Here is a 19,076-nt window from a genome sequence, read left to right on the forward strand (position 1 = left end):
ATTGGTGGGTCGTGCAGGATTCGAACCTGCGACCAATTGATTAAAAGTCAACTGCTCTACCAACTGAGCTAACGACCCGAAGTGGTGGGTGATGACGGGATCGAACCGCCGACCCCCTCCTTGTAAGGGAGGTGCTCTCCCAGCTGAGCTAATCACCCACTTCTCAATTTCTTGCTACACGGCGGAGACTACGTAAAGTAGTTGGTGGGTGATGACGGGTTCGAACCGCCGACCCCCTCCTTGTAAGGGAGGTGCTCTCCCAGCTGAGCTAATCACCCCCGCTGTGTGGAGTCGCATTATAGGGAGAGTTGGAAATGAGTCAACGCCTTTTCTAAATAATTTGTTTGTTCGTCGTAAAATTAAACAAAACGATCGCAATGTCATCTGTGGCGCATGATTTATAAACAAAAAGGGGAAAGCGTGACGTTGAAACGGTAACAACATTGAGGAATCAGCCCACGGTGTTAGAATATTCCCCCATAAAATCTAACGAACGCTGCCGCGTGTCGGCACCTTTATCAAACGTAAGGCCACTTCATGAAAATCAAAACTCGCTTCGCGCCCAGCCCGACAGGCTATCTGCACGTTGGCGGCGCGCGTACTGCTCTCTATTCCTGGCTTTTTGCACGTAACCACGGCGGTGAGTTTGTGCTGCGTATTGAAGACACCGATCTCGAGCGCTCAACGCCGGAGGCCATTGAAGCCATCATGGATGGTATGAACTGGCTGAGCCTGGAATGGGATGAGGGTCCGTACTTCCAGACCAAGCGTTTTGATCGCTACAACGCCGTCATTGATGAAATGCTGCAGGCGGGCACGGCCTATAAATGCTACTGCTCCAAAGAGCGCCTGGAAGCACTGCGTGAAGAACAGATGGCGAAAGGTGAAAAGCCGCGCTACGACGGTCGCTGCCGCCATGGCCACGAGCATCATGCTGACGACGAACCTTGCGTTGTCCGTTTTGCCAACCCGGAAGAGGGTTCCGTTGTTTTTGACGACCAGATCCGCGGTCCGATCGAATTCAGCAACCAGGAGCTGGACGATCTGATTATCCGTCGTACCGACGGTTCCCCGACCTACAACTTTTGCGTGGTGGTTGACGACTGGGATATGGAGATCACCCACGTTATCCGTGGCGAAGACCATATCAACAACACCCCGCGCCAGATTAACATCCTGAAAGCGCTGAATGCGCCGGTGCCGGTTTACGCCCACGTCTCGATGATTAACGGCGACGATGGTAAAAAACTCTCCAAGCGTCACGGCGCGGTCAGCGTTATGCAGTATCGCGACGACGGCTACCTGCCGGAAGCGCTGCTGAACTATCTGGTGCGTCTGGGATGGTCCAGCGGCGACCAGGAGATTTTCTCTCGCGAAGAGATGATTAAACTGTTCAGTCTGGGCGCGGTGAGCAAATCTGCCAGCGCGTTCAACACGGAAAAGCTGCAGTGGCTGAACCACCACTATATCAATTCGCTGGCCCCGGAATATGTGGCAACGCATTTACAGTGGCACATTGAGCAGGAAAATATCGACACCCGTAACGGGCCTCAGCTGGCTGAACTGGTGAAACTGCTGGGCGAACGTTGCAAAACGCTTAAAGAGATGGCGGCGAGCTGCCGCTATTTCTATGAAGATTTCGCCGAGTTTGATGCCGATGCGGCGAAAAAACATCTGCGTCCGGTTGCCCGCCAGCCGCTGGAAATGGTGCGCGACAAATTAGCCGCCATGAGTGACTGGACGGCCGAAAACGTCCACCACGCGATTCAGGCGACGGCCGATGAGCTGGAAGTGGGAATGGGAAAAGTGGGGATGCCGCTGCGCGTCGCGGTGACCGGTGCAGGCCAGTCTCCGGCGCTTGATGTCACCGTGCATGCAATCGGTAAGTCACGTAGCGTAGAACGAATCAATAAAGCGCTGGCCTTTATTGCTGAACGGGAAAGTCAACAATCCTGATAGTAATATCGGGATTTATAAAACGGTGGGGCAAGCTAACCCCGCCGTTTTTTTTGCCTATTTTTTAGCATCAGCAATACCCAGTCGGGATAGAAACCCGCTGATCCCTTCGCGGGCAAGAAGATCGCGCAGGTGCAACTGCTCTGCGGGGGTCATCAGGTGCATGGTCTCGACAATCTGGCGCCAGATCGTATCAGCATCATTCACAAAGTATTTAACGACTGGTTCCGCCAGCTGGTTATCAAGGGTTAAATGGCGCAGCGCCGGGATATTTGCCAGGAAATCGATTACCGCTTTGTCGATGACAATCACGCGAGCGCGCCCGCCTTTCACACCGGGTATGGCTTCCGTCCGCCAGTTTTGCTCTCTGGCCCAACGGTTAATGGTTTGCCGGGCGAGATTAAGGCACTCGGCAAGCTCCGCTGGCGTCATTTTTTCTTTGAGTTTCATCATGATTTCACCGATCGCGGATACCCAGTCGGTTGAGTAGCCCGGTGATCCCCTCGCGTAGCAACAGCGACATAAACAGCTTTTGCTCACCCGGCGTCATCTCTTTACATAGCGTAAGCAGCAGAGATTCCAGATCGTTATCCGTTGCGGAATAGGGGACGGGGTTTTCGGCCACGCGCTGTGCGCTGCGGATAAACTCGCGAACCTGCTCATTAACGTGTACGAGGCGCGCTTTACCGCCCTGTACGCCGGGTCGTGGGGAAGTTTGCCATCCCTCTTTGCGTACCCATTTGTTAATCGTTTGCCGACTGAAGCCAGTCAGATGCGCTATTTCTTCAGGTGTCATTCGTTCCTTGAGCATACTATTTCCTGAGTAAATATGTGGGAATTAGTTGCACATGTTATAGCATCCTTTTAAAGGAAAGCGTGACATGTTTAGCTTCTGGCTGCGATAAGGCTCGCAATGTCAGCCGTTTGCCTGCTTTTTCAGCGATCAAATAGCTGGGATTGATTTTGCCGTTGACACCTGGCGAAGGAATTCATATTATGCCGCCCGTCAACACGACACGCTTTACGTTACGGGGCTATAGCTCAGCTGGGAGAGCGCTTGCATGGCATGCAAGAGGTCAGCGGTTCGATCCCGCTTAGCTCCACCAAATTCGGAACCCTCGCTACGGCGGGGGTTTTTTGTTTGTCTGCTGGAGGAAATGTAAAGCATTCTTTGAATAAGTCAGCAAACCTCTGCGTTAAGTAATTTCAGATTTTTTCACTATTTAAAATCTTGCCTGCCTTTATTAAGCAACATAATATCTGTTGCCTAAATATATTTATTGCAGCCGGAGTTTTAATTAACAATAATGATTGATCATCTTAACATTAAGATCAAAAAAACTCTGCTGGCTCTCCTGGTCTGCCTTATCGCAATTCCGCTGTCCCGATTTATTTCGCCGCAAACCATTATTGACGGAAATCAAATTTATTTGGCATGGTTACCGCTGAGCTTAATGTATTCGGTGCTTTTTATTTTTGGCCGATACGCCGTTGCGCCATTGATAATCGCGTTTGCGATCACCAACGCCTGGATAATCGATCTGACGCTAGCCCAGGCGCTGATCCTGCTATTCTGCCAGCTCTTTTCGGTTTTCGTCTCCTGCGCTATTGTCCGCTTTCAGCTTGGAAGGCGCTGGCGCGCCGGGCTGACGGCAAAACATATGGGCGCGAGGATTTTTTGGGGAGGCTTTTTCGCTCCCCTCCTGTTGAAGGTCACTATGTACATGGCGGGGCGTTTTTTTTCGTTTCCGCTGGCGATCTCCAGCTATTTCGGCAATATGTCAGTTATTTACACCATTATCGATATACAAAGCCTGATTAGCGCCGCATTAATTTTTACGACATTCTTTTATTATCCGTTGCGGATGATTATCAGTCCGCATTATGCGCGAGCATTCTGGCGCAATCTTTGTCACGCGTGGCGGACGCGCGAGCAGCGGGTATTTACGTTGTATTGGTTTGTGGCCCTGGCGGCAATATTACTGGTGCTGTGTACGCCTTATGATTCTGTTTTTATTGCCGGTTATTTAGTCCCGCTTATTTTCATTTTATACTTCATTGGTATTAGCCGCCTGGGACATACGCTGATTCGCATTTCATGGTCCGTTTCCGCCTTTTTACTCGTGGCGTATAACCAGAATTTTTTACATGGGGTACAAACTGAATATTCACTATCATTTGTTCTTTCAGTACTAATTTGTTTCACTATCTGCCTGTTTTATATGGCGGATATCTATGCTCGCAGTGAAAGAATGAAGCTCAGGTGGCGAGATCAGGCGGAAGAAGATCCGCTAACCGGTTTACCGAATCTACGCGCGCTGGAGAGCCACCTGCAGCGAAACCCTGCTGTTGCCATCAGCAGCCTGCGTATTCAGAATCTGGATTTTCTGAGTCGTCATTACGGCATGATGATGAGAGTAGAGAGCAAAAGGCAGATTGCCCGCAAACTACAGCCGCTATTGGCTCAGGGAGAGCGCATATATCAGCTCCCCGGCAGCGAGCTGTTGCTGGTGCTTAATGGCCCGGAGCCAGAGGCGCGTTTAAATCATATTGTTTCCACGCTTAACCATAAAAAGTTTAGCTGGAACAACCAGGCGTTGGATCTGGAATTTGGCGCATCATGGGGCGGCTACGGCGGTAAAGAATCCGAGCTTCATCCGATGCTCGGTCAGCTTAGCTGGTTATCGGAGCAGGCCGGGGCGGGGCGGCGCGTATTAGCGCTGGACGCGGCGCAAGAGCAGATATCCGATCAAACAAGCGAACAGGTACGGCTGCTGGCGAAAATTAAACAGGCGCTTAGCGAGCGTGGAGTGGTGCTGTACGCCCAGCCTATCCGGAATGCCTGCGGAGAAGGGTACTATGAGATACTTAGCCGTATGCGCTGCGGTAATACCATCATTACGCCCGATAGGTTTATTCCACTGATTGCGCAATTTAACCTGAGCCAGCGTTTTGATATGCAGGTACTGGAAACGCTGTTTAGTTCGCTCAAAAACCACCACGGTCGGCATTTCTCCGTTAACCTGCTGCCCTATACGCTGATGCAAAAGGATAGCGCGGCGCAAATCATCGCTCTGTTTAAACGCCATAACCTGTCGGCAGAGGCGATAACGATTGAGGTTACCGAGGAGCAGGCATTTTCCGATGTTGAGACCAGCATGCATAACATCCAGCTGCTGCGAGATTTCGGCTGCGGCATCGCGATTGATGACTTTGGTACCGGCTACGCTAACTACGAGCGCCTGAAAAGCCTGCAGGCCGATATCCTGAAAATTGACGGCTGCTTCGTGCGTGATATCGAGACCGATCCGCTGGATGCCATTATGGTCAAATCTATTATTGAAATGGCCAAGGTTAAGAAAATGAAGGTGGTGGCGGAATATGTTGAAACGCCTGAGCAGCGGGAAAAGCTTCTTGAGTTAGGCGTTGATTATTTGCAGGGGTATCTGATCGGTAAGCCGCTGCCGTTGAGCGAACTGCGGACATGAAAAAGCCGGGACTTGCCCGGCTTTCGCTAATTACAGTACCAGCGCGGCGATAGACGCAGAGAGCACGCTCACCAGCGTAGAACCGTACACCAGCTTCAGGCCGAAGCGGGAAACCACGTTACCTTGCTCTTCATTCAATCCTTTAATTGCCCCGGCGATAATACCGATAGAGGAGAAGTTAGCGAAGGAGACCAGGAAGATAGAGATGATGCCTTCCGCACGCGGAGAGAGCGTGGCGGCAACTTTCTGCAGATCCATCATGGCGACGAATTCATTAGAAACCAGTTTGGTGGCCATAATACTCCCTACCTGCAGCGCTTCACCCGCCGGTACGCCCATAACCCAGGCTACCGGATAGAAGATATAGCCGAGGATCCCCTGGAAGGAGATGCTATAGCCGAACCAGCCGGTGACGGTGGCGAACAGGGCGTTCAGCGCGGAAATCAGCGCGATGAAGCCAATCAGCATGGCGGCAACGATAATCGCCACTTTAAAGCCCGCCAGGATGTATTCACCCAGCATCTCGAAGAAGCTTTGGCCTTCATGCAGGTTGGACATCTGCAGGTTTTCTTCGCTTTCGTCGACGCGGTACGGGTTAATCAGCGACAGAACGATAAAGGTGCTGAACATGTTCAGTACCAGCGCCGCGACCACATATTTCGGCTGCAGCATGGTCATGTACGCGCCCACGATAGACATGGAGACGGTAGACATCGCGGTCGCCGCCATGGTGTACATGCGGTTGCGGGACATCTTGCCAAGAATATCTTTATAAGCGATGAAGTTTTCGGACTGGCCCAGAATCAGGGAGCTGACAGCGTTAAAGGATTCCAGCTTGCCCATGCCGTTGATTTTGGACAGTACGGTACCGATAGCGCGAATGACGATAGGCAGAATGCGAATATGCTGCAAAATACCGATCAGCGCGGAAATAAAGACGATCGGGCACAAAACTTTCAGGAAGAAGAACGCCAGACCTTTGTCGTTCATGTTGCCGAAGACGAAATTTGTCCCTTCATTAGCGAAACCGAGGAGTTTTTCAAACATCTCGGAGAAGCCCTTCACAAAACCCAGGCCAATGTCAGAGTTCAGGAAGAACCAGGCCAGCAGCACTTCAATGACCAGCAGCTGAATGACATAACGAATACGAATCTGCTTACGGTTGTGGCTGACCAACAGGGCCAGAATGGCCACCACTACGATCGCGAGAATAAAGTGCAGGACGCGGTCCATATTTGCTCCAAATATGAGGCAGGTTAAATTTCTGTGCACATTCTATGTAACAAGCGCAAAGAAAACGAGAGCTAGCACACACTATTGCAAGGATATGTGACTAATGGCAAAAATAGTGATCAACCATGCATTTTTGTTATGTTACGTAAAGGTTTTAAAAGTTGCTCTCTTGTACTATTCTGGTGATTAATTAAAAGCGTTTATCAGTTCCCCCGGTTTTTCAGTTGCCGACCCGCTATCGTTCCCTCCTATCATAGCAATCATTATCACCATTCCAAATGAACTTGATAATCATTCGCATTTTGATAGCATAAAACATAGCAAAGGCTATATTTCCAGAGGCAGAAAATGACAAACAGTCGCGTTGAGAATAGCAGCGGTCGCGCAGCGCGCAAGATTAAGCTCGCCCTGATGGGGCCGGCGTTCATTGCTGCCATCGGCTATATCGATCCGGGTAACTTCGCCACCAACATCCAGGCCGGCGCCAGCTTTGGCTACCAGCTGCTGTGGGTGGTGGTATGGGCTAACCTGATGGCGATGCTGATTCAGGTGATGTCGGCGAAGCTGGGCATCGCCACCGGAAAAAATCTGGCGGAGCAAATTCGCGACCATTATCCGCGTCCTGTGGTGTGGTTTTACTGGGTGCAGGCCGAAATTATCGCGATGGCGACCGATCTTGCCGAGTTTATTGGCGCGGCTATCGGATTTAAGCTGGTTCTCGGCGTGTCATTGCTGCAGGGCGCGGTGCTGACGGGGATTGCGACGTTTCTGATTCTGATGCTCCAGCGTCGCGGTCAAAAGCCGCTGGAAAAAGTGATTGGCGGGCTACTGCTGTTCGTCGCGGCGGCGTATGTCGTAGAGCTTATCTTCTCTCAGCCCGCGCTGGCGCCGTTAGCGAAAGGGATGCTCGTTCCATCTCTGCCGACCAGCGAGGCGGTGTTTCTTGCCGCCGGGGTGCTGGGAGCGACCATTATGCCGCATGTCATCTATTTACACTCGTCGCTCACTCAGCACCTGCATGGAGGCACGCGCAAAGATCGCTATAACGCCACGCGCTGGGATGTGGCGATTGCCATGACCATTGCTGGTTTTGTCAACCTGGCAATGATGGCGACCGCCGCCGCGGCCTTCCATTTCAACGGCCACACCGGAGTTGCCGACCTCGATCAGGCCTATCTGACGCTTGAACCCTTGCTGAGCCACGCGGCAGCCACCATCTTTGGCCTGAGTCTGATTGCGGCGGGTTTATCTTCTACGGTTGTTGGGACCCTGGCGGGGCAGGTGGTGATGCAGGGCTTTATCCGCTTTCATATCCCGCTGTGGTTTCGTCGGGCGATCACCATGCTGCCGTCGTTTATCGTGATTTTAATGGGCCTGGATCCCACGCGTATTCTGGTGATGAGCCAGGTATTGCTGAGTTTCGGTATTGCCCTCGCGCTGGTGCCGCTGCTGATATTCACCAGCGACTCCCGCCTGATGGGCGATCTGGTCAATTCCCGGTGGGTAAAACTGCTGGGGTGGGCGATTGTCGCAGTCGTTGTGGCGCTTAACGGCTGGCTGATTGTTGGGACGATATTTAGTTAAACGCGACAACGAGAAAGGGAGCCGGATGGCTCCCTTTTACAATGAATATTAATGATGACCGTGGCCGTGGCCATGTCCGCGACCGCCTGGTCCACGACCCCAACCGCCGCGTCGGTCATCACGATCATTCCAGCCTTCACGATAGCCGCGCTCGTAGGCTTTACGTTTATCCCAGCCGCGATGCCAGCCGTTATCGTGACGACGCCAGCGGTTATCGCGCCATTCATAGTGTCGACGCCAATAATCACGGTCGCGCCAGCCGCCACCGTCCCAGTAGTTACCATAATTGTCGCGATCGCCAATTTGTAATTTTATTGATGGCAACAGGGTGATTTCACCAGCATTAGCGACCAATGGCGCTGAAGCCAGAAGCACTGCAGCCAAAATCAGTGACCTGAACATACTCTTCTCCTTCACGATCGGGGCCGTTGTCGGCCTGTTAACCTGATATTACGGGGCGGTAAAGCCCCGTCGTATCGGAGGAACTCCTAAATCGCCAGTGAGAGCACTTTTTGCTAAAGTAACAATGAATTTACACCGCAAGGATCGCGTCGATGGTTGCCCGCTCTTCGGCGCTGAAATGGCGGTTTTCCAGCATGCCAACCGCATCGTCGAGCTGCGAGGTTTTACTGGCGCCAATCAGTACCGAAGTGACTTTCTCATCGCGCAGCACCCAGGCCAGCGCCATCTGCGAAAGCTTCTGTCCGCGGGATTCGGCCAGCGCGTCCAGCTGGCGAACTTTTTCCAGTTTGCTTTCGGTAAGCTGATCCGGTTGCAGGAACCGGCTACCGCTGGCGGCGCGGGAGTCAGCCGGAATGCCGTGCAGGTAACGGTTGGTTAACTGGCCGCCCGCCAGCGGTGAAAACGCTATACTTCCCACCCCCGAGGTGTGCAGGAAATCCAGTAATCCCTCTTCGACCCAGCGTTCAAACATCGAATATTTTGGCTGATGAATCAGGCACGGCGTGCCGAGATCGTTAAGGATGTTGACGGCTTGCCGGGCCTGTTCGAGCGGATAATTAGACAAGCCGACGTACAGCGCCTTGCCCTGGCGGACGATGTGGTCCAGCGCGCGCATGGTTTCCAGCAGCGGCGTTTCGGGGTCAGGGCGGTGGTGGTAGAAAATGTCGATATAGTCCAGGCCCATTCGTTTAAGGCTTTGATCGAGGCTGGCGATCAGGTACTTGCGCGATCCCCAGTCGCCATAGGGGCCGTCCCACATGGTGTAACCGGCTTTGCTGGAGATGATCAGCTCATCGCGATAGGGCAAAAAATCCTCTTTCAGAATACGGCCAAAATTGCTCTCCGCCGATCCCGGCGGTGGCCCGTAGTTATTGGCTAAATCGAAATGGGTTATGCCGAGATCGAATGCGTGACGCAGAAGCTGACGGCTGGTTTCCACCCGCGTTTCATCGCCAAAATTATGCCAAAGCCCCAGAGAAACTGCCGGTAGCTTTAGTCCGCTATGACCGCAGCGGCGGTATTCCATCGTTTGATATCGCGTGGCGTTTGCCTGGTAAACCATACTTCCTCCGCAGATAAAACAGGGTTGTGTATACGTTTACACTAAAGAATCTTTGGCGCCGAGTATACTCCCTGAACGCGTAAATTTTACTTGCCACCGCATTTGTTGGGTGCAATGTGGACAGCGCAACTGCTTATTCAATACTCAACTTATCTGCATGAGAGGAGAGTGGGGATATGCAACCGACTTACACCATTGGCGATTATCTGCTGGATCGTCTCGTAGACTGCGGTATAGACCGCTTGTTTGGCGTACCTGGTGATTACAATTTACAGTTTCTCGACAGCGTTATTGCGCATCGGAATTTAGGGTGGGTGGGTTGTGCAAATGAGCTAAACGCGGCCTATGCCGCTGATGGCTATGCGCGTATCAAGGGCGCAGGCGCGCTGTTGACCACCTATGGCGTCGGCGAGCTGAGCGCGCTGAACGGCATCGCCGGGAGCTACGCTGAACATGTACCGGTCCTGCATATCGTCGGTGCTCCCTGTACCGGCGCCCAGCAGCGCGGCGAGCTGCTGCACCATACGCTTGGCGATGGCGATTTCAGCCATTTTTCGCGTATGAGTGAACAAATTACCTGCTCTCAGGCGGTGCTGGCGGCGGGAAATGCCTGCCATGAAATAGACCGGGTTCTGAGCGAAATGCTCACCCATCATCGTCCTGGTTATCTGATGCTGCCGGCCGATGTGGCGAAGGCAAAGACCACGCCGCCTGCTCATCGTTTGCTTATTCAGGGGCTGCCCGCCGATGAGAACCAGCTGGCGGGTTTCCGCGAGCACGCCGGACGGATGCTAAGAAGCAGCCGTCGCGTATCGCTGCTGGCCGATTTTCTCGCCCAGCGCTATGGGTTACAAAACGCTCTTCGTGAGTGGGTGGCGAAGGTACCCGTTGCTTACGCCACGATGCTCATGGGCAAAGGTCTTTTTGATGAGCAACAGAGCGGTTTTGTCGGGACGTATAGCGGGATAGCCAGTGCGGAGGAGACTCGCGATGCTATCGAAAACGCGGATACCATTATTTGTATCGGTACGCGTTTTACCGACACTATTACCGCCGGTTTTACCCAGCACCTTCCACTGGAAAAAACGATAGAAATACAGCCCTTTGCCGTTCGGGTTGCCGATCGCTGGTTCAGCCGGATTCCCATGGAAAAGGCGCTCGCCATTTTAATCGAGCTCTCTGCCAGCCTGGCGGCAGAATGGGTTTCGCCGAATATTCAGGCGCCCGGCGTGAGCGGCGCGCCAGAGGGGAGCCTGACGCAGAAAAACTTCTGGAATACGGTACAGAAACAGCTCCGTCCTGGAGATATTATCCTTGCCGATCAGGGTACCGCCGCTTTTGGCGCCGCTGCGCTTAAGCTTCCGGTCGACGCGACGCTGATCGTCCAGCCGTTATGGGGATCGATAGGCTTTACCCTTCCTGCGGCCTACGGGGCGCAAATCGCGGCAGCGGAGAGAAGGGTGGTGCTGATTGTTGGCGATGGCGCTGCGCAGTTAACTATTCAGGAGCTGGGATCGATGCTCAGAGATAAGCAGCGTCCGCTGATTTTGTTGCTCAACAACGAAGGCTATACGGTCGAGCGCGCGATTCACGGTCCCGAGCAACGCTACAACGATATTGCGCTCTGGGACTGGAATCGTCTGCCTGACGCTTTCGCTCCGGACGTCCCCTCCCGCTGCTGGCGAGTGACGCGCACGCAGGAACTACAGGAAGCGATGAATAGCAGCGTCGCCTCAGACAGGCTGACGCTGGTGGAGGTGATACTGCCAAAAATGGATATCCCCGATTTTCTGCGTACGGTCACTCAGGCACTGGAAGAGAGAAACAGCCGCGTTTAATCGTTGGGGCGTTTGGCGATCATCAGCGGTTTCCCGGCAAGTAATAGCCAGGCGGGAAGCATAACGATGCACAGCAGCGGAAGTAACGTGGAGTCTGGCACCACGACCGCTGCCATAAACAGGCTCAACCAGCCATCGCGCGTCACCACCAGCGTCAGTCCGAGGATCGCGCAGGAAACGGTGATAGCGGCCGGGACGGCATCCACGTGCGCGTGAAGCATCAGTCCGAGCGCGACGCCGACGAACACCGCCGGGAAAATCCGCCCGCCGCGAAAGCCGCAGGCGGCAGCCAGCACCAGCGCCGCCATCTTCACCAAAGCAATAAGCATGAAATCGCTGGCGGTCAATGTCTGGCTAAAGGCTAATTGCTGCATTTCTTCGAGGCCTTTGAACAGGGTAATATGTCCACCGATGACGCCCAGGATCCCCAATAAAAATCCGCCAATACCGAGGGTTAAGATCGGATTTTTCAGCCGTTGCATCAGCGCGTGTAAACGCGGTAAGCACCAAACGCCAACCATGCCGACGGCAATAGCAATAAGCGTAACGATAGCCCCGCTAAAGATATCGACAAGCTGCCACTGATTGTACTGCGCGATAGGTAACGAAAAATTGGGGTGGAAAAATAGCCCGGTGGTCAAAGAGCCCGCCGCCGCGGCAAGCAATGGTGCGAAGAGCCGGTCCCAGAGCGGGACATCGTTACTGCTGTTCAGCGTTTGCGAAAAGATCAGCGCCGCAGCAACAGGCGTACCGAATAGCGCTCCGATGGTGCCGGAAGAGGCGAGGATCGTCCAGTCGAGCGCGCTGACGCGGGGGAAAATGCGTGAACCAAGGGCCACCGTCAGAGCGATATTAATTACCATAATAGGATGTTCCGGCCCCAGGCTAACGCCGCCTGCCAGGCCAATTATCAGCGCCGCGAGCAGGCCGGGCAGCGCGCTGGGGCTCACCGGGGCGCCAATGAGCGACTCGGTGGCCGGATCGGGTCCGGCGTGCCCTGGGCTAAAACGTACGACCAGACCTACGGCAATGCCGGTGCAGGTGAGAATAGCGATCGTCCAGAAAGGGCCGCTGGCGTTCATGCCCAGAGCTCCTGGCAGGTTACTCCAGAGAATCTTCTGCAACATGGCTGCCGTTTTCATCGCCACAATCAATACCAGGCTGGCAGCAATACCGATCACGATTGCGGGTATCGATAATAACAGCATCGTTCTGGCGCGCGGGTGCAGCATGAAAATATCCTTCTGAAAATTTCGAAGCACTACTTTGCCCGTACGCGTTTAGGACGTTGGCGCAAATGGTGCTGAAACGATAAAGTAACGAGGTAGCCTGACGATCGTGCCGCACAATATTTTCATAAATTACAGCCTAACTGTGACATGGGTCGCTAAACAAAGGGCACTTATACGTTGGTCGTTGTTGTTAGGTCGTCATGAATTTAGAGTGTGCCAAAGAATCATTTTGACTTTAGCGGAGCCGTAACGGAATGACAAAATTTGCTTTAGTAGGGGACGTTGGCGGAACGAATGCCCGTCTGGCGTTATGCGATCTTACAAGCGGGGAAATATCCCGTGCCAAGACCTATTCCGGGCTCGATTATCCCAGTCTTGAAGCCGTTGTTCAGGTCTATCTGGAAGAGCATAACGTCCAGGTAGAAGACGGCTGTATTGCCATCGCCTGTCCGATTACCGGCGACTGGGTGGCGATGACCAACCACACCTGGGCATTTTCTATCGCTGAGATGAAAAAGAACCTGGGTTTCTCGCATCTGGAAATCATTAACGATTTTACTGCGGTGTCGATGGCAATCCCCATGCTGAAAGCTGAACATCTGATTCAGTTTGGCGGCGCGAAGCCGGTGGAAGGTAAGCCGATTGCCGTCTATGGCGCAGGTACCGGGCTGGGCGTTGCTCATCTGGTACATGTTGATAAACGCTGGGTGAGTCTGCCGGGCGAGGGCGGCCATGTGGATTTCGCGCCCAATAGTGAAGAAGAAGGCATTATTCTGGAAGAGCTGCGTTCCGAGCTGGGGCACGTCTCCGCCGAACGCGTATTATCTGGGCCCGGGTTGGTCAATCTTTATCATGCGATCGTGAAGTCTGATGGGCGTCTGCCGGAAAACCTGCAGCCTAAAGATGTCACCGAACGCGCGCTGGCCGATACCTGCATCGATTGTCGTCGCGCCCTGTCGCTGTTTTGCGTCATTATGGGGCGATTTGGCGGTAACCTGGCGCTGACGCTCGGTACCTTTGGCGGCGTGTATATTGCTGGCGGCATTGTGCCGCGTTTCCTCGAATTCTTTAAAGCGTCCGGTTTTCGCGGCGGATTTGAAGATAAAGGCCGGTTTAAAGCCTTCGTCCAGGATATTCCGGTGTATCTGATCGTTCACGACAATCCGGGACTGCTGGGCTCCGGCGCGCACCTGCGTCAGACGCTCGGGCAGGTTCTGTAAGCGCCGAATCTTACCCGAATAAAACGTTTATTTGGGTAAGAAATCCTACAGATGCATGAGCTGGCGAAACTCTTTCACCTTGCTGCGGCTCACCGGAACCTGAAACTCAAGGTCACGAAGCCGCAGAATATAGGTGTTGTTGAACCAGGGTTCGATTTCGCGAATTTTGTTCAGATTGACGCAGTACGAGCGGTGACAGCGAAAAAAGTGTGCGGGCGGCAGCTTGTTGCAGAATTCCGTGATATTCATCGGCATCACGAACGATTCCTTCCGGGTATAAACAAACGTCATCTTTTCATGTGCTTCCGCGTAGTAAATATCGTGGATGCTGGTGACGATAATCCGCTCATCTTTAATCAGATTAATCGTGTCGTTTTCCCGGGTCGGATTGGGCGCTGCTCCGGTAGCTGTGCTAGCCTGCTGCTGTTGCAGCCAGGCGCCGGTCAGCTTTTGCAGCATGTTGATAATGCGCGATTCCTGGTAGGGTTTAAGGATGTAATCGAACGCCTCCAGCTCAAAGGCTTCCACCGCATGCTCTTTCCACGCGGTAATAAAAACGATAAAGGGCTTATGCGCGAACTGGCTGATGTTTTGCGCCAGCAGTACGCCATCCAGCGACGGGATGTTGATATCGAGAAAAATAGCGTCGACTTTGTTGTGCTGTAAAAACTTCAGCACATCGAGTCCGTCGTCAAAGGTACCGACAATCTCCATTTCGCTATGGGTATTAATCAACCAGGTGAGCTCTTGCTGCGCGAGGAACTCATCTTCCACAATGATGACTTTCATTTTATCTCCGCTCATGACAGCAGCGACTCCGTAGCCACCTGAGGCGCGTATTGGGTTGGCACATAGAAAGCGATTTCGGTCCCCGGCGTCAGGCGTCGGATATGCAGGCCTTCTCCGTACAGTAGCTTGACCCGGTGATGAACGTTGAGTAAACCGATTTTATTTCCCGGCATTTCGTCAGCTTCTACCCTTGCTACCACCGCGGGGTCGATACCGTTCCCCGTATCGCGAACGCTAATCCGTACTCGATTCCCGCACTCATTAATGCCGATGGTCACCACGCCTTTTCCTTTGCAGGGCTGAATTCCGTGGACGATAGCATTCTCCACCAGCGGCTGAATAAGCAGGCTGGGGATCATAAAACTGACTTCATCATCAATATCATAAATCACCGTCAGCTTATCGCCGAAGCGAGCCTGTTCAATCGCGATATAATCCTTGATTTGATACAGCTCCCTTTTGATATCTATTTGTTCATCATCTTTTAATTCAATGTTGTAGCGTAAATAGCGCGACAAATTAAAAATTAGCTGACGCGCGGTGTCTGGATTCATGCGAATCGACGACGAAATAGCGTTCAGGGCATTAAATAAGAAATGGGGATTAATTTTACTCTGCAGCGCGCGCAGTTCGGCTTTATTGGCCATTTCTCGGAGCTGTTCAGCGCGGGAGACCTCCAGCTGCGTGGAGATGATTTGCGACAGGCCAATCGCCATTTCCTGCAATGAAGAGGTGATGCGGTGCGCGTGGCAGTAATAGATTTTTAGCGTACCGGTGACGACGCCTTTTTCCCATAGCGGAATGACCAGCATGGAGTGTATTTCCGGCGTCCGATGAGCTTCATCATTGTTTTTGATAATGATTTTTCCATAGCGGATCGCCTGCTGCGTCGTCGGGCTGATAACGTCGTCGTTATCGCGGTAGTTGATTTCCCCGACACCGACGTAGGCCATCACCTGCTGGGTATTGGTAATGGCGACAGCATCGGCATTGATATCGCGGCGGATAATATCGCATACCTGACGCAGGGACTCGCTATTGACGTGGCGAAACAGCGGTAGCGTTTTGTTGGCGATGTCGAGCGCCAGTTTTGCCTGGCGGGCGGCGCTGGCTTCCTTTTCTCCCTCAACGCTCTGCACCAGCAAAACGATAAAGCCGATACATACGCTGCCGAGGATCATCGGAATACCGATTTTTGACACGATATCGATCCCCAACGCCAACGAAGGCGCCCATACGACCACGAGGATCATGGTTAACGTCTCACATAGCATCCCGGCGAGGATCCCCGCTTTCCAGCGCTGCGCTTTCGGTACTTTACGACTGATAAAACCGGAGAGCAGACCGGCGACGATGCTGGTAATAAAACAGGGGACGGCGGTGACGCCATCGATATCGATCAGGTAGCGATGTATCCCGGCGATCGCGCCGACAATCGCCCCAACCCAGGGACCGAATAGGATCCCGCCGGACATGACTGCGATAATACGCACGTTGACCAGCGATCCTTCGACCGGTACGCCTGACCAGGTACTGAACAGGGCAAAGAGAGAGAAGATCGCGGTAACGGCCAGCAGCTCTTTTGGCGTATGCGCGGATTTATGCAGAAGTTCACGAAACAGGCGCAGGCGAATGAGGAAAAAGAGACAAATCAGCATTAATGCCGCACGGTCAAAAACCGCCAGCAGCATAGTAAATATTTCGTGCATGTGTGCGCCGTGTTAATCGCGAGAAAGCAATATGATAGAAAACCTCGCGGCAGAAGGCCAGCTGAAGGGATGAATAGGGAAAAGTATTACAAATAAAAGGGGATTAATGATAAAGGCCTGAGATTCAACAGCGTCTACCGATGAGAAATGATTCAAGTAAAATTATAGATATCAATATGTTAATTTTAATGAGTTAAGCGAGGTGGGTAAAGAACATTGCTGCCCTATTTTGCTGAACTGATGCCCGTTTTTAACGCCAGAATTTTTTTTTGCCTTTCCCCTCGACAGCGGGAATTTTTTCGGGTTATTTTCTAAACGTGCTGCACATGCAGCAGCGTCGCTCGGACGGTCCGGGCGCTAACGTTAATCCGAGGAATCTATGGCTGAATTCAGTCCTGAACGCCGTTTTACGCGTATCGATCGTCTCCCCCCGTACGTTTTTAATATCACCGCTGAACTGAAAATGGCTGCGCGACGCCGCGGCGAAGATATTATTGATTTCAGCATGGGTAACCCCGATGGCGCGACCCCGCCGCATATCGTCGAGAAGCTATGCACCGTTGCCCAGCGTCCCGATACGCACGGCTATTCCACCTCTCGCGGAATTCCGCGCCTGCGCCGGGCGATTTCACGTTGGTATCAAGAGCGTTATAACGTTGAGATCGATCCGGAATCAGAAGCGATAGTGACCATTGGTTCAAAAGAGGGCCTGGCGCATCTGATGCTGGCGACGCTTGACCATGGCGACACCGTACTGGTGCCCAATCCCAGCTATCCTATTCACATTTACGGTGCGGTGATCGCCGGAGCCCAGGTGCGCTCGGTACCTCTGGTTGAAGGCGTAGATTTCTTTAACGAGCTTGAGCGCGCCATTCGTGAGAGTTACCCGAAGCCGAAAATGATGATCCTCGGTTTCCCTTCCAACCCGACCGCGCAGTGCGTCGAACTGGAGTTCTTTGAGAAAGTCGTGGCGCTGGCGAAGCGTTATGACGTACTGGTTGTGCACGATCTGGCCTACGCCGATATTGTTTATGATGGCTGGAAAGCGCCCTCTATTATGCAGGTTCCCGGTGCGCGAGATGTCGCCGTCGAATTCTTTACGCTATCGAAAAGCTACAATATGGCGGGCTGGCGTATCGGCTTTATGGTTGGCAACAAAACGTTGGTTAATGCGCTGGCGCGTATTAAAAGCTACCACGACTACGGCACCTTCACCCCTCTACAGGTTGCGGCCATTGCGGCGCTTGAAGGCGATCAGCAGTGCGTTCGCGACATTGCCGAGCAGTATAAGCGCCGTCGCGATGTGCTGGTGAAAGGGCTGCATGAGGCCGGATGGATGGTGGAATGTCCGAAGGCGTCAATGTATGTATGGGCGAAGATCCCTGAACAGTATGCGGCGATGGGCTCGCTGGAGTTCGCTAAAAAGCTGCTGCAGGATGCTAAAGTCTGCGTTTCGCCGGGTATCGGCTTCGGGGATTATGGCGATACCCACGTACGCTTCGCTTTAATTGAGAATCGTGATCGTATCCGCCAGGCGGTGCGCGGCATTAAATCCATGTTCCGTGCAGACGGACTGCTGCCCGCATCGACGAAGCTAATCAGCGAAAGCAACGAATAAAAAAAGGAGCCGAGAGGCTCCTTTTTTTAACACCGTTACAGCTAGATCATCAGGGCGAAAGTCCCGGCCCAAACGATGACCATAAAAGAAATGCCCATTAAAAAATATTTCACGACTCATCACTCCGCGATCTCGGCGAGACGCCTTAAATGAATTTGACCTTCGTTATTTGTTCAACTATCGCTCACAAAAAATTCACTTTTTTCAAGGGCGATAGCTGTAAATTCTGAGCTCAAACTGCTCCAGATGGCGCTAATGTACGCCTAAAAAATGAGGGAAACAAGAGCCATTTTTTTATTAATTTTTAGTTACTTACGAGTGTCGTGATTCGACGACACATTAATTTCATTCGGTATTAAATTTTATTCTGGCGACGGCCATCAACGATGATTTTCGTATTGATATAGTTGTTTGATTTTGGGCTTTTTTCTGCCTGAAAGCGGGGGAGGGATAGCGGGCGGATTCAGGAAGTTAATCATTTCGAAAGGCGCTATTCGTACGAAGAGCGTGCGAGGGTGAAAAGTAATGCTAAGACACAAGCGCGAAATAAAACCGTAGAGCCGATAAGCGATAAGGCCAGTGCCTTTAAGCCTGGCCAGGATAGGTAACTGAAGCGCTCCGTTAGTTTGGCCGCTGCCCTCTGTACCAGCAGGATGCCGCTGACCAATACCCCTTCGCTTCGTCTGCGGAGTATGACGATGAAACAGGCAATGATTGCTTCTTCCCGCAATAAGCGTACGCCAACTGAAGATTTGACGGCTTCTGAGCGACTGGAAAGATCCGTCTGGTTGATACAACGTTCAGGGAGTCGGAGCCATGCTGGTATGCACGAATTTGCCGCTATCGCCAGGCAAAGCGCTATGCTAGTTGATACGAGATAATTT

At 52.6% G+C, this 19,076-nt stretch carries 15 protein-coding genes and 4 tRNA genes; 7 read left to right on the top strand and 12 right to left on the bottom strand.

The genetic code is table 11. The annotated features are described in order from the left end of the window. Window positions 1–2: 2 nt before the first annotated feature. From CMQ96_RS08365 to CMQ96_RS08375, 3 genes are all read right to left on the bottom strand, one after another. Window positions 3–78, bottom strand: a tRNA-Lys gene (locus CMQ96_RS08365). Window positions 79–82: 4 nt separating this feature from the next. Next, a tRNA-Val gene (locus CMQ96_RS08370) sits at window positions 83–158 on the bottom strand. Between the two features lie 44 nt (window positions 159–202). Then, a tRNA-Val gene (locus CMQ96_RS08375) sits at window positions 203–278 on the bottom strand. A 259-nt stretch (window positions 279–537) separates the two neighbouring features. On the opposite strand from CMQ96_RS08375, the gene gltX reads away from it, so the two are divergent. Then, window positions 538–1,956 (top strand): glutamate--tRNA ligase, encoded by a 1,419-nt coding sequence (gltX, locus tag CMQ96_RS08380; RefSeq protein ID WP_024359303.1) that lies wholly within the window; start codon window positions 538–540, stop codon window positions 1,954–1,956. A 57-nt stretch (window positions 1,957–2,013) separates the two neighbouring features. Here gltX and CMQ96_RS08385 read toward each other — a convergent pair whose 3' ends face one another. Then, window positions 2,014–2,409 carry a YfeC-like transcriptional regulator gene (locus CMQ96_RS08385; protein WP_024359302.1) on the bottom strand — a complete coding sequence of 132 codons (396 nt, stop codon included), beginning with the start codon at window positions 2,407–2,409 and terminating at the stop codon, window positions 2,014–2,016. A 4-nt stretch (window positions 2,410–2,413) separates the two neighbouring features. After that, on the bottom strand, window positions 2,414–2,767 hold the full coding sequence (locus CMQ96_RS08390) for a YfeC-like transcriptional regulator (RefSeq protein ID WP_004123321.1): 354 nt from the start codon (window positions 2,765–2,767) through the stop codon (window positions 2,414–2,416). 219 nt (window positions 2,768–2,986) lie between these two features. Between CMQ96_RS08390 and CMQ96_RS08395 the strand changes: the two genes are divergently transcribed. Both CMQ96_RS08395 and CMQ96_RS08400 read left to right on the top strand, forming a co-directional pair. Further along, window positions 2,987–3,062: transfer RNA gene (locus tag CMQ96_RS08395), tRNA-Ala, on the top strand. Window positions 3,063–3,263: 201 nt separating this feature from the next. Next, complete coding sequence (locus CMQ96_RS08400; RefSeq protein WP_098066572.1) at window positions 3,264–5,444, top strand: EAL domain-containing protein; 2,181 nt, start codon at window positions 3,264–3,266, stop codon at window positions 5,442–5,444. Between the two features lie 30 nt (window positions 5,445–5,474). Here the strand turns inward: CMQ96_RS08400 and CMQ96_RS08405 are convergent, their stop codons facing one another. Beyond that, window positions 5,475–6,677, bottom strand: coding sequence for a NupC/NupG family nucleoside CNT transporter (locus CMQ96_RS08405; protein WP_004104312.1), 1,203 nt, complete (start codon window positions 6,675–6,677; stop codon window positions 5,475–5,477). A 348-nt stretch (window positions 6,678–7,025) separates the two neighbouring features. Between CMQ96_RS08405 and CMQ96_RS08410 the strand changes: the two genes are divergently transcribed. Continuing rightward, complete coding sequence (locus CMQ96_RS08410) at window positions 7,026–8,261, top strand: Nramp family divalent metal transporter (protein WP_004870823.1); 1,236 nt, start codon at window positions 7,026–7,028, stop codon at window positions 8,259–8,261. 48 nt (window positions 8,262–8,309) lie between these two features. On the opposite strand, the gene CMQ96_RS08415 is transcribed toward CMQ96_RS08410, so the two are convergent. Both CMQ96_RS08415 and mgrA read right to left on the bottom strand, forming a co-directional pair. Further along, a complete protein-coding gene (locus CMQ96_RS08415) occupies window positions 8,310–8,663 on the bottom strand; it encodes a DUF2502 domain-containing protein (protein WP_024359300.1) in 354 nt (117 codons plus the stop codon). A gap of 130 nt (window positions 8,664–8,793) precedes the next feature. Next, entirely contained in the window at window positions 8,794–9,786 is a 993-nt protein-coding gene (mgrA, locus tag CMQ96_RS08420) for an L-glyceraldehyde 3-phosphate reductase (protein ID WP_024359299.1), read from the bottom strand. 176 nt (window positions 9,787–9,962) lie between these two features. Here mgrA and CMQ96_RS08425 point away from each other — a divergent pair, with 176 nt between their 5' ends. Next, on the top strand, window positions 9,963–11,624 hold the full coding sequence (locus tag CMQ96_RS08425; RefSeq protein WP_098066574.1) for an alpha-keto acid decarboxylase family protein: 1,662 nt from the start codon (window positions 9,963–9,965) through the stop codon (window positions 11,622–11,624). On the opposite strand, the gene CMQ96_RS08430 is transcribed toward CMQ96_RS08425, so the two are convergent. Then, a complete protein-coding gene (locus tag CMQ96_RS08430) occupies window positions 11,621–12,856 on the bottom strand; it encodes an ion channel protein (protein WP_004870829.1) in 1,236 nt (411 codons plus the stop codon). The two genes, CMQ96_RS08425 and CMQ96_RS08430, sit on opposite strands and share 4 nt — an antisense overlap. Window positions 12,857–13,110: 254 nt before the next feature. On the opposite strand from CMQ96_RS08430, the gene glk reads away from it, so the two are divergent. Then, on the top strand, window positions 13,111–14,076 hold the full coding sequence (glk, locus tag CMQ96_RS08435) for a glucokinase (RefSeq protein ID WP_082236901.1): 966 nt from the start codon (window positions 13,111–13,113) through the stop codon (window positions 14,074–14,076). A 45-nt stretch (window positions 14,077–14,121) separates the two neighbouring features. Here glk and CMQ96_RS08440 read toward each other — a convergent pair whose 3' ends face one another. Together CMQ96_RS08440 and CMQ96_RS08445 are read right to left on the bottom strand one after the other, a co-directional pair. Then, window positions 14,122–14,865 (bottom strand): LytTR family DNA-binding domain-containing protein, encoded by a 744-nt coding sequence (locus CMQ96_RS08440; RefSeq protein ID WP_004870833.1) that lies wholly within the window; start codon window positions 14,863–14,865, stop codon window positions 14,122–14,124. Window positions 14,866–14,876: 11 nt separating this feature from the next. Continuing rightward, the gene (locus CMQ96_RS08445; RefSeq protein ID WP_162685387.1) at window positions 14,877–16,556 is read right to left on the bottom strand and encodes a sensor histidine kinase; all 1,680 of its coding nucleotides are present in this window, start codon (window positions 16,554–16,556) and stop codon (window positions 14,877–14,879) included. Window positions 16,557–16,953: 397 nt separating this feature from the next. Between CMQ96_RS08445 and alaC the strand changes: the two genes are divergently transcribed. After that, the gene (gene alaC, locus CMQ96_RS08450) at window positions 16,954–18,192 is read left to right on the top strand and encodes an alanine transaminase (RefSeq protein ID WP_098066576.1); all 1,239 of its coding nucleotides are present in this window, start codon (window positions 16,954–16,956) and stop codon (window positions 18,190–18,192) included. Window positions 18,193–18,233: 41 nt separating this feature from the next. On the opposite strand, the gene ypdK is transcribed toward alaC, so the two are convergent. After that, window positions 18,234–18,305 (bottom strand): membrane protein YpdK, encoded by a 72-nt coding sequence (ypdK, locus tag CMQ96_RS08455; RefSeq protein ID WP_077777854.1) that lies wholly within the window; start codon window positions 18,303–18,305, stop codon window positions 18,234–18,236. Window positions 18,306–19,076: the final 771 nt, after the last annotated feature.

It is taken from the genome of Klebsiella sp. MBT K-1, assembly GCF_002556465.1.
GTDB lineage: Bacteria > Pseudomonadota > Gammaproteobacteria > Enterobacterales > Enterobacteriaceae > Klebsiella > Klebsiella grimontii.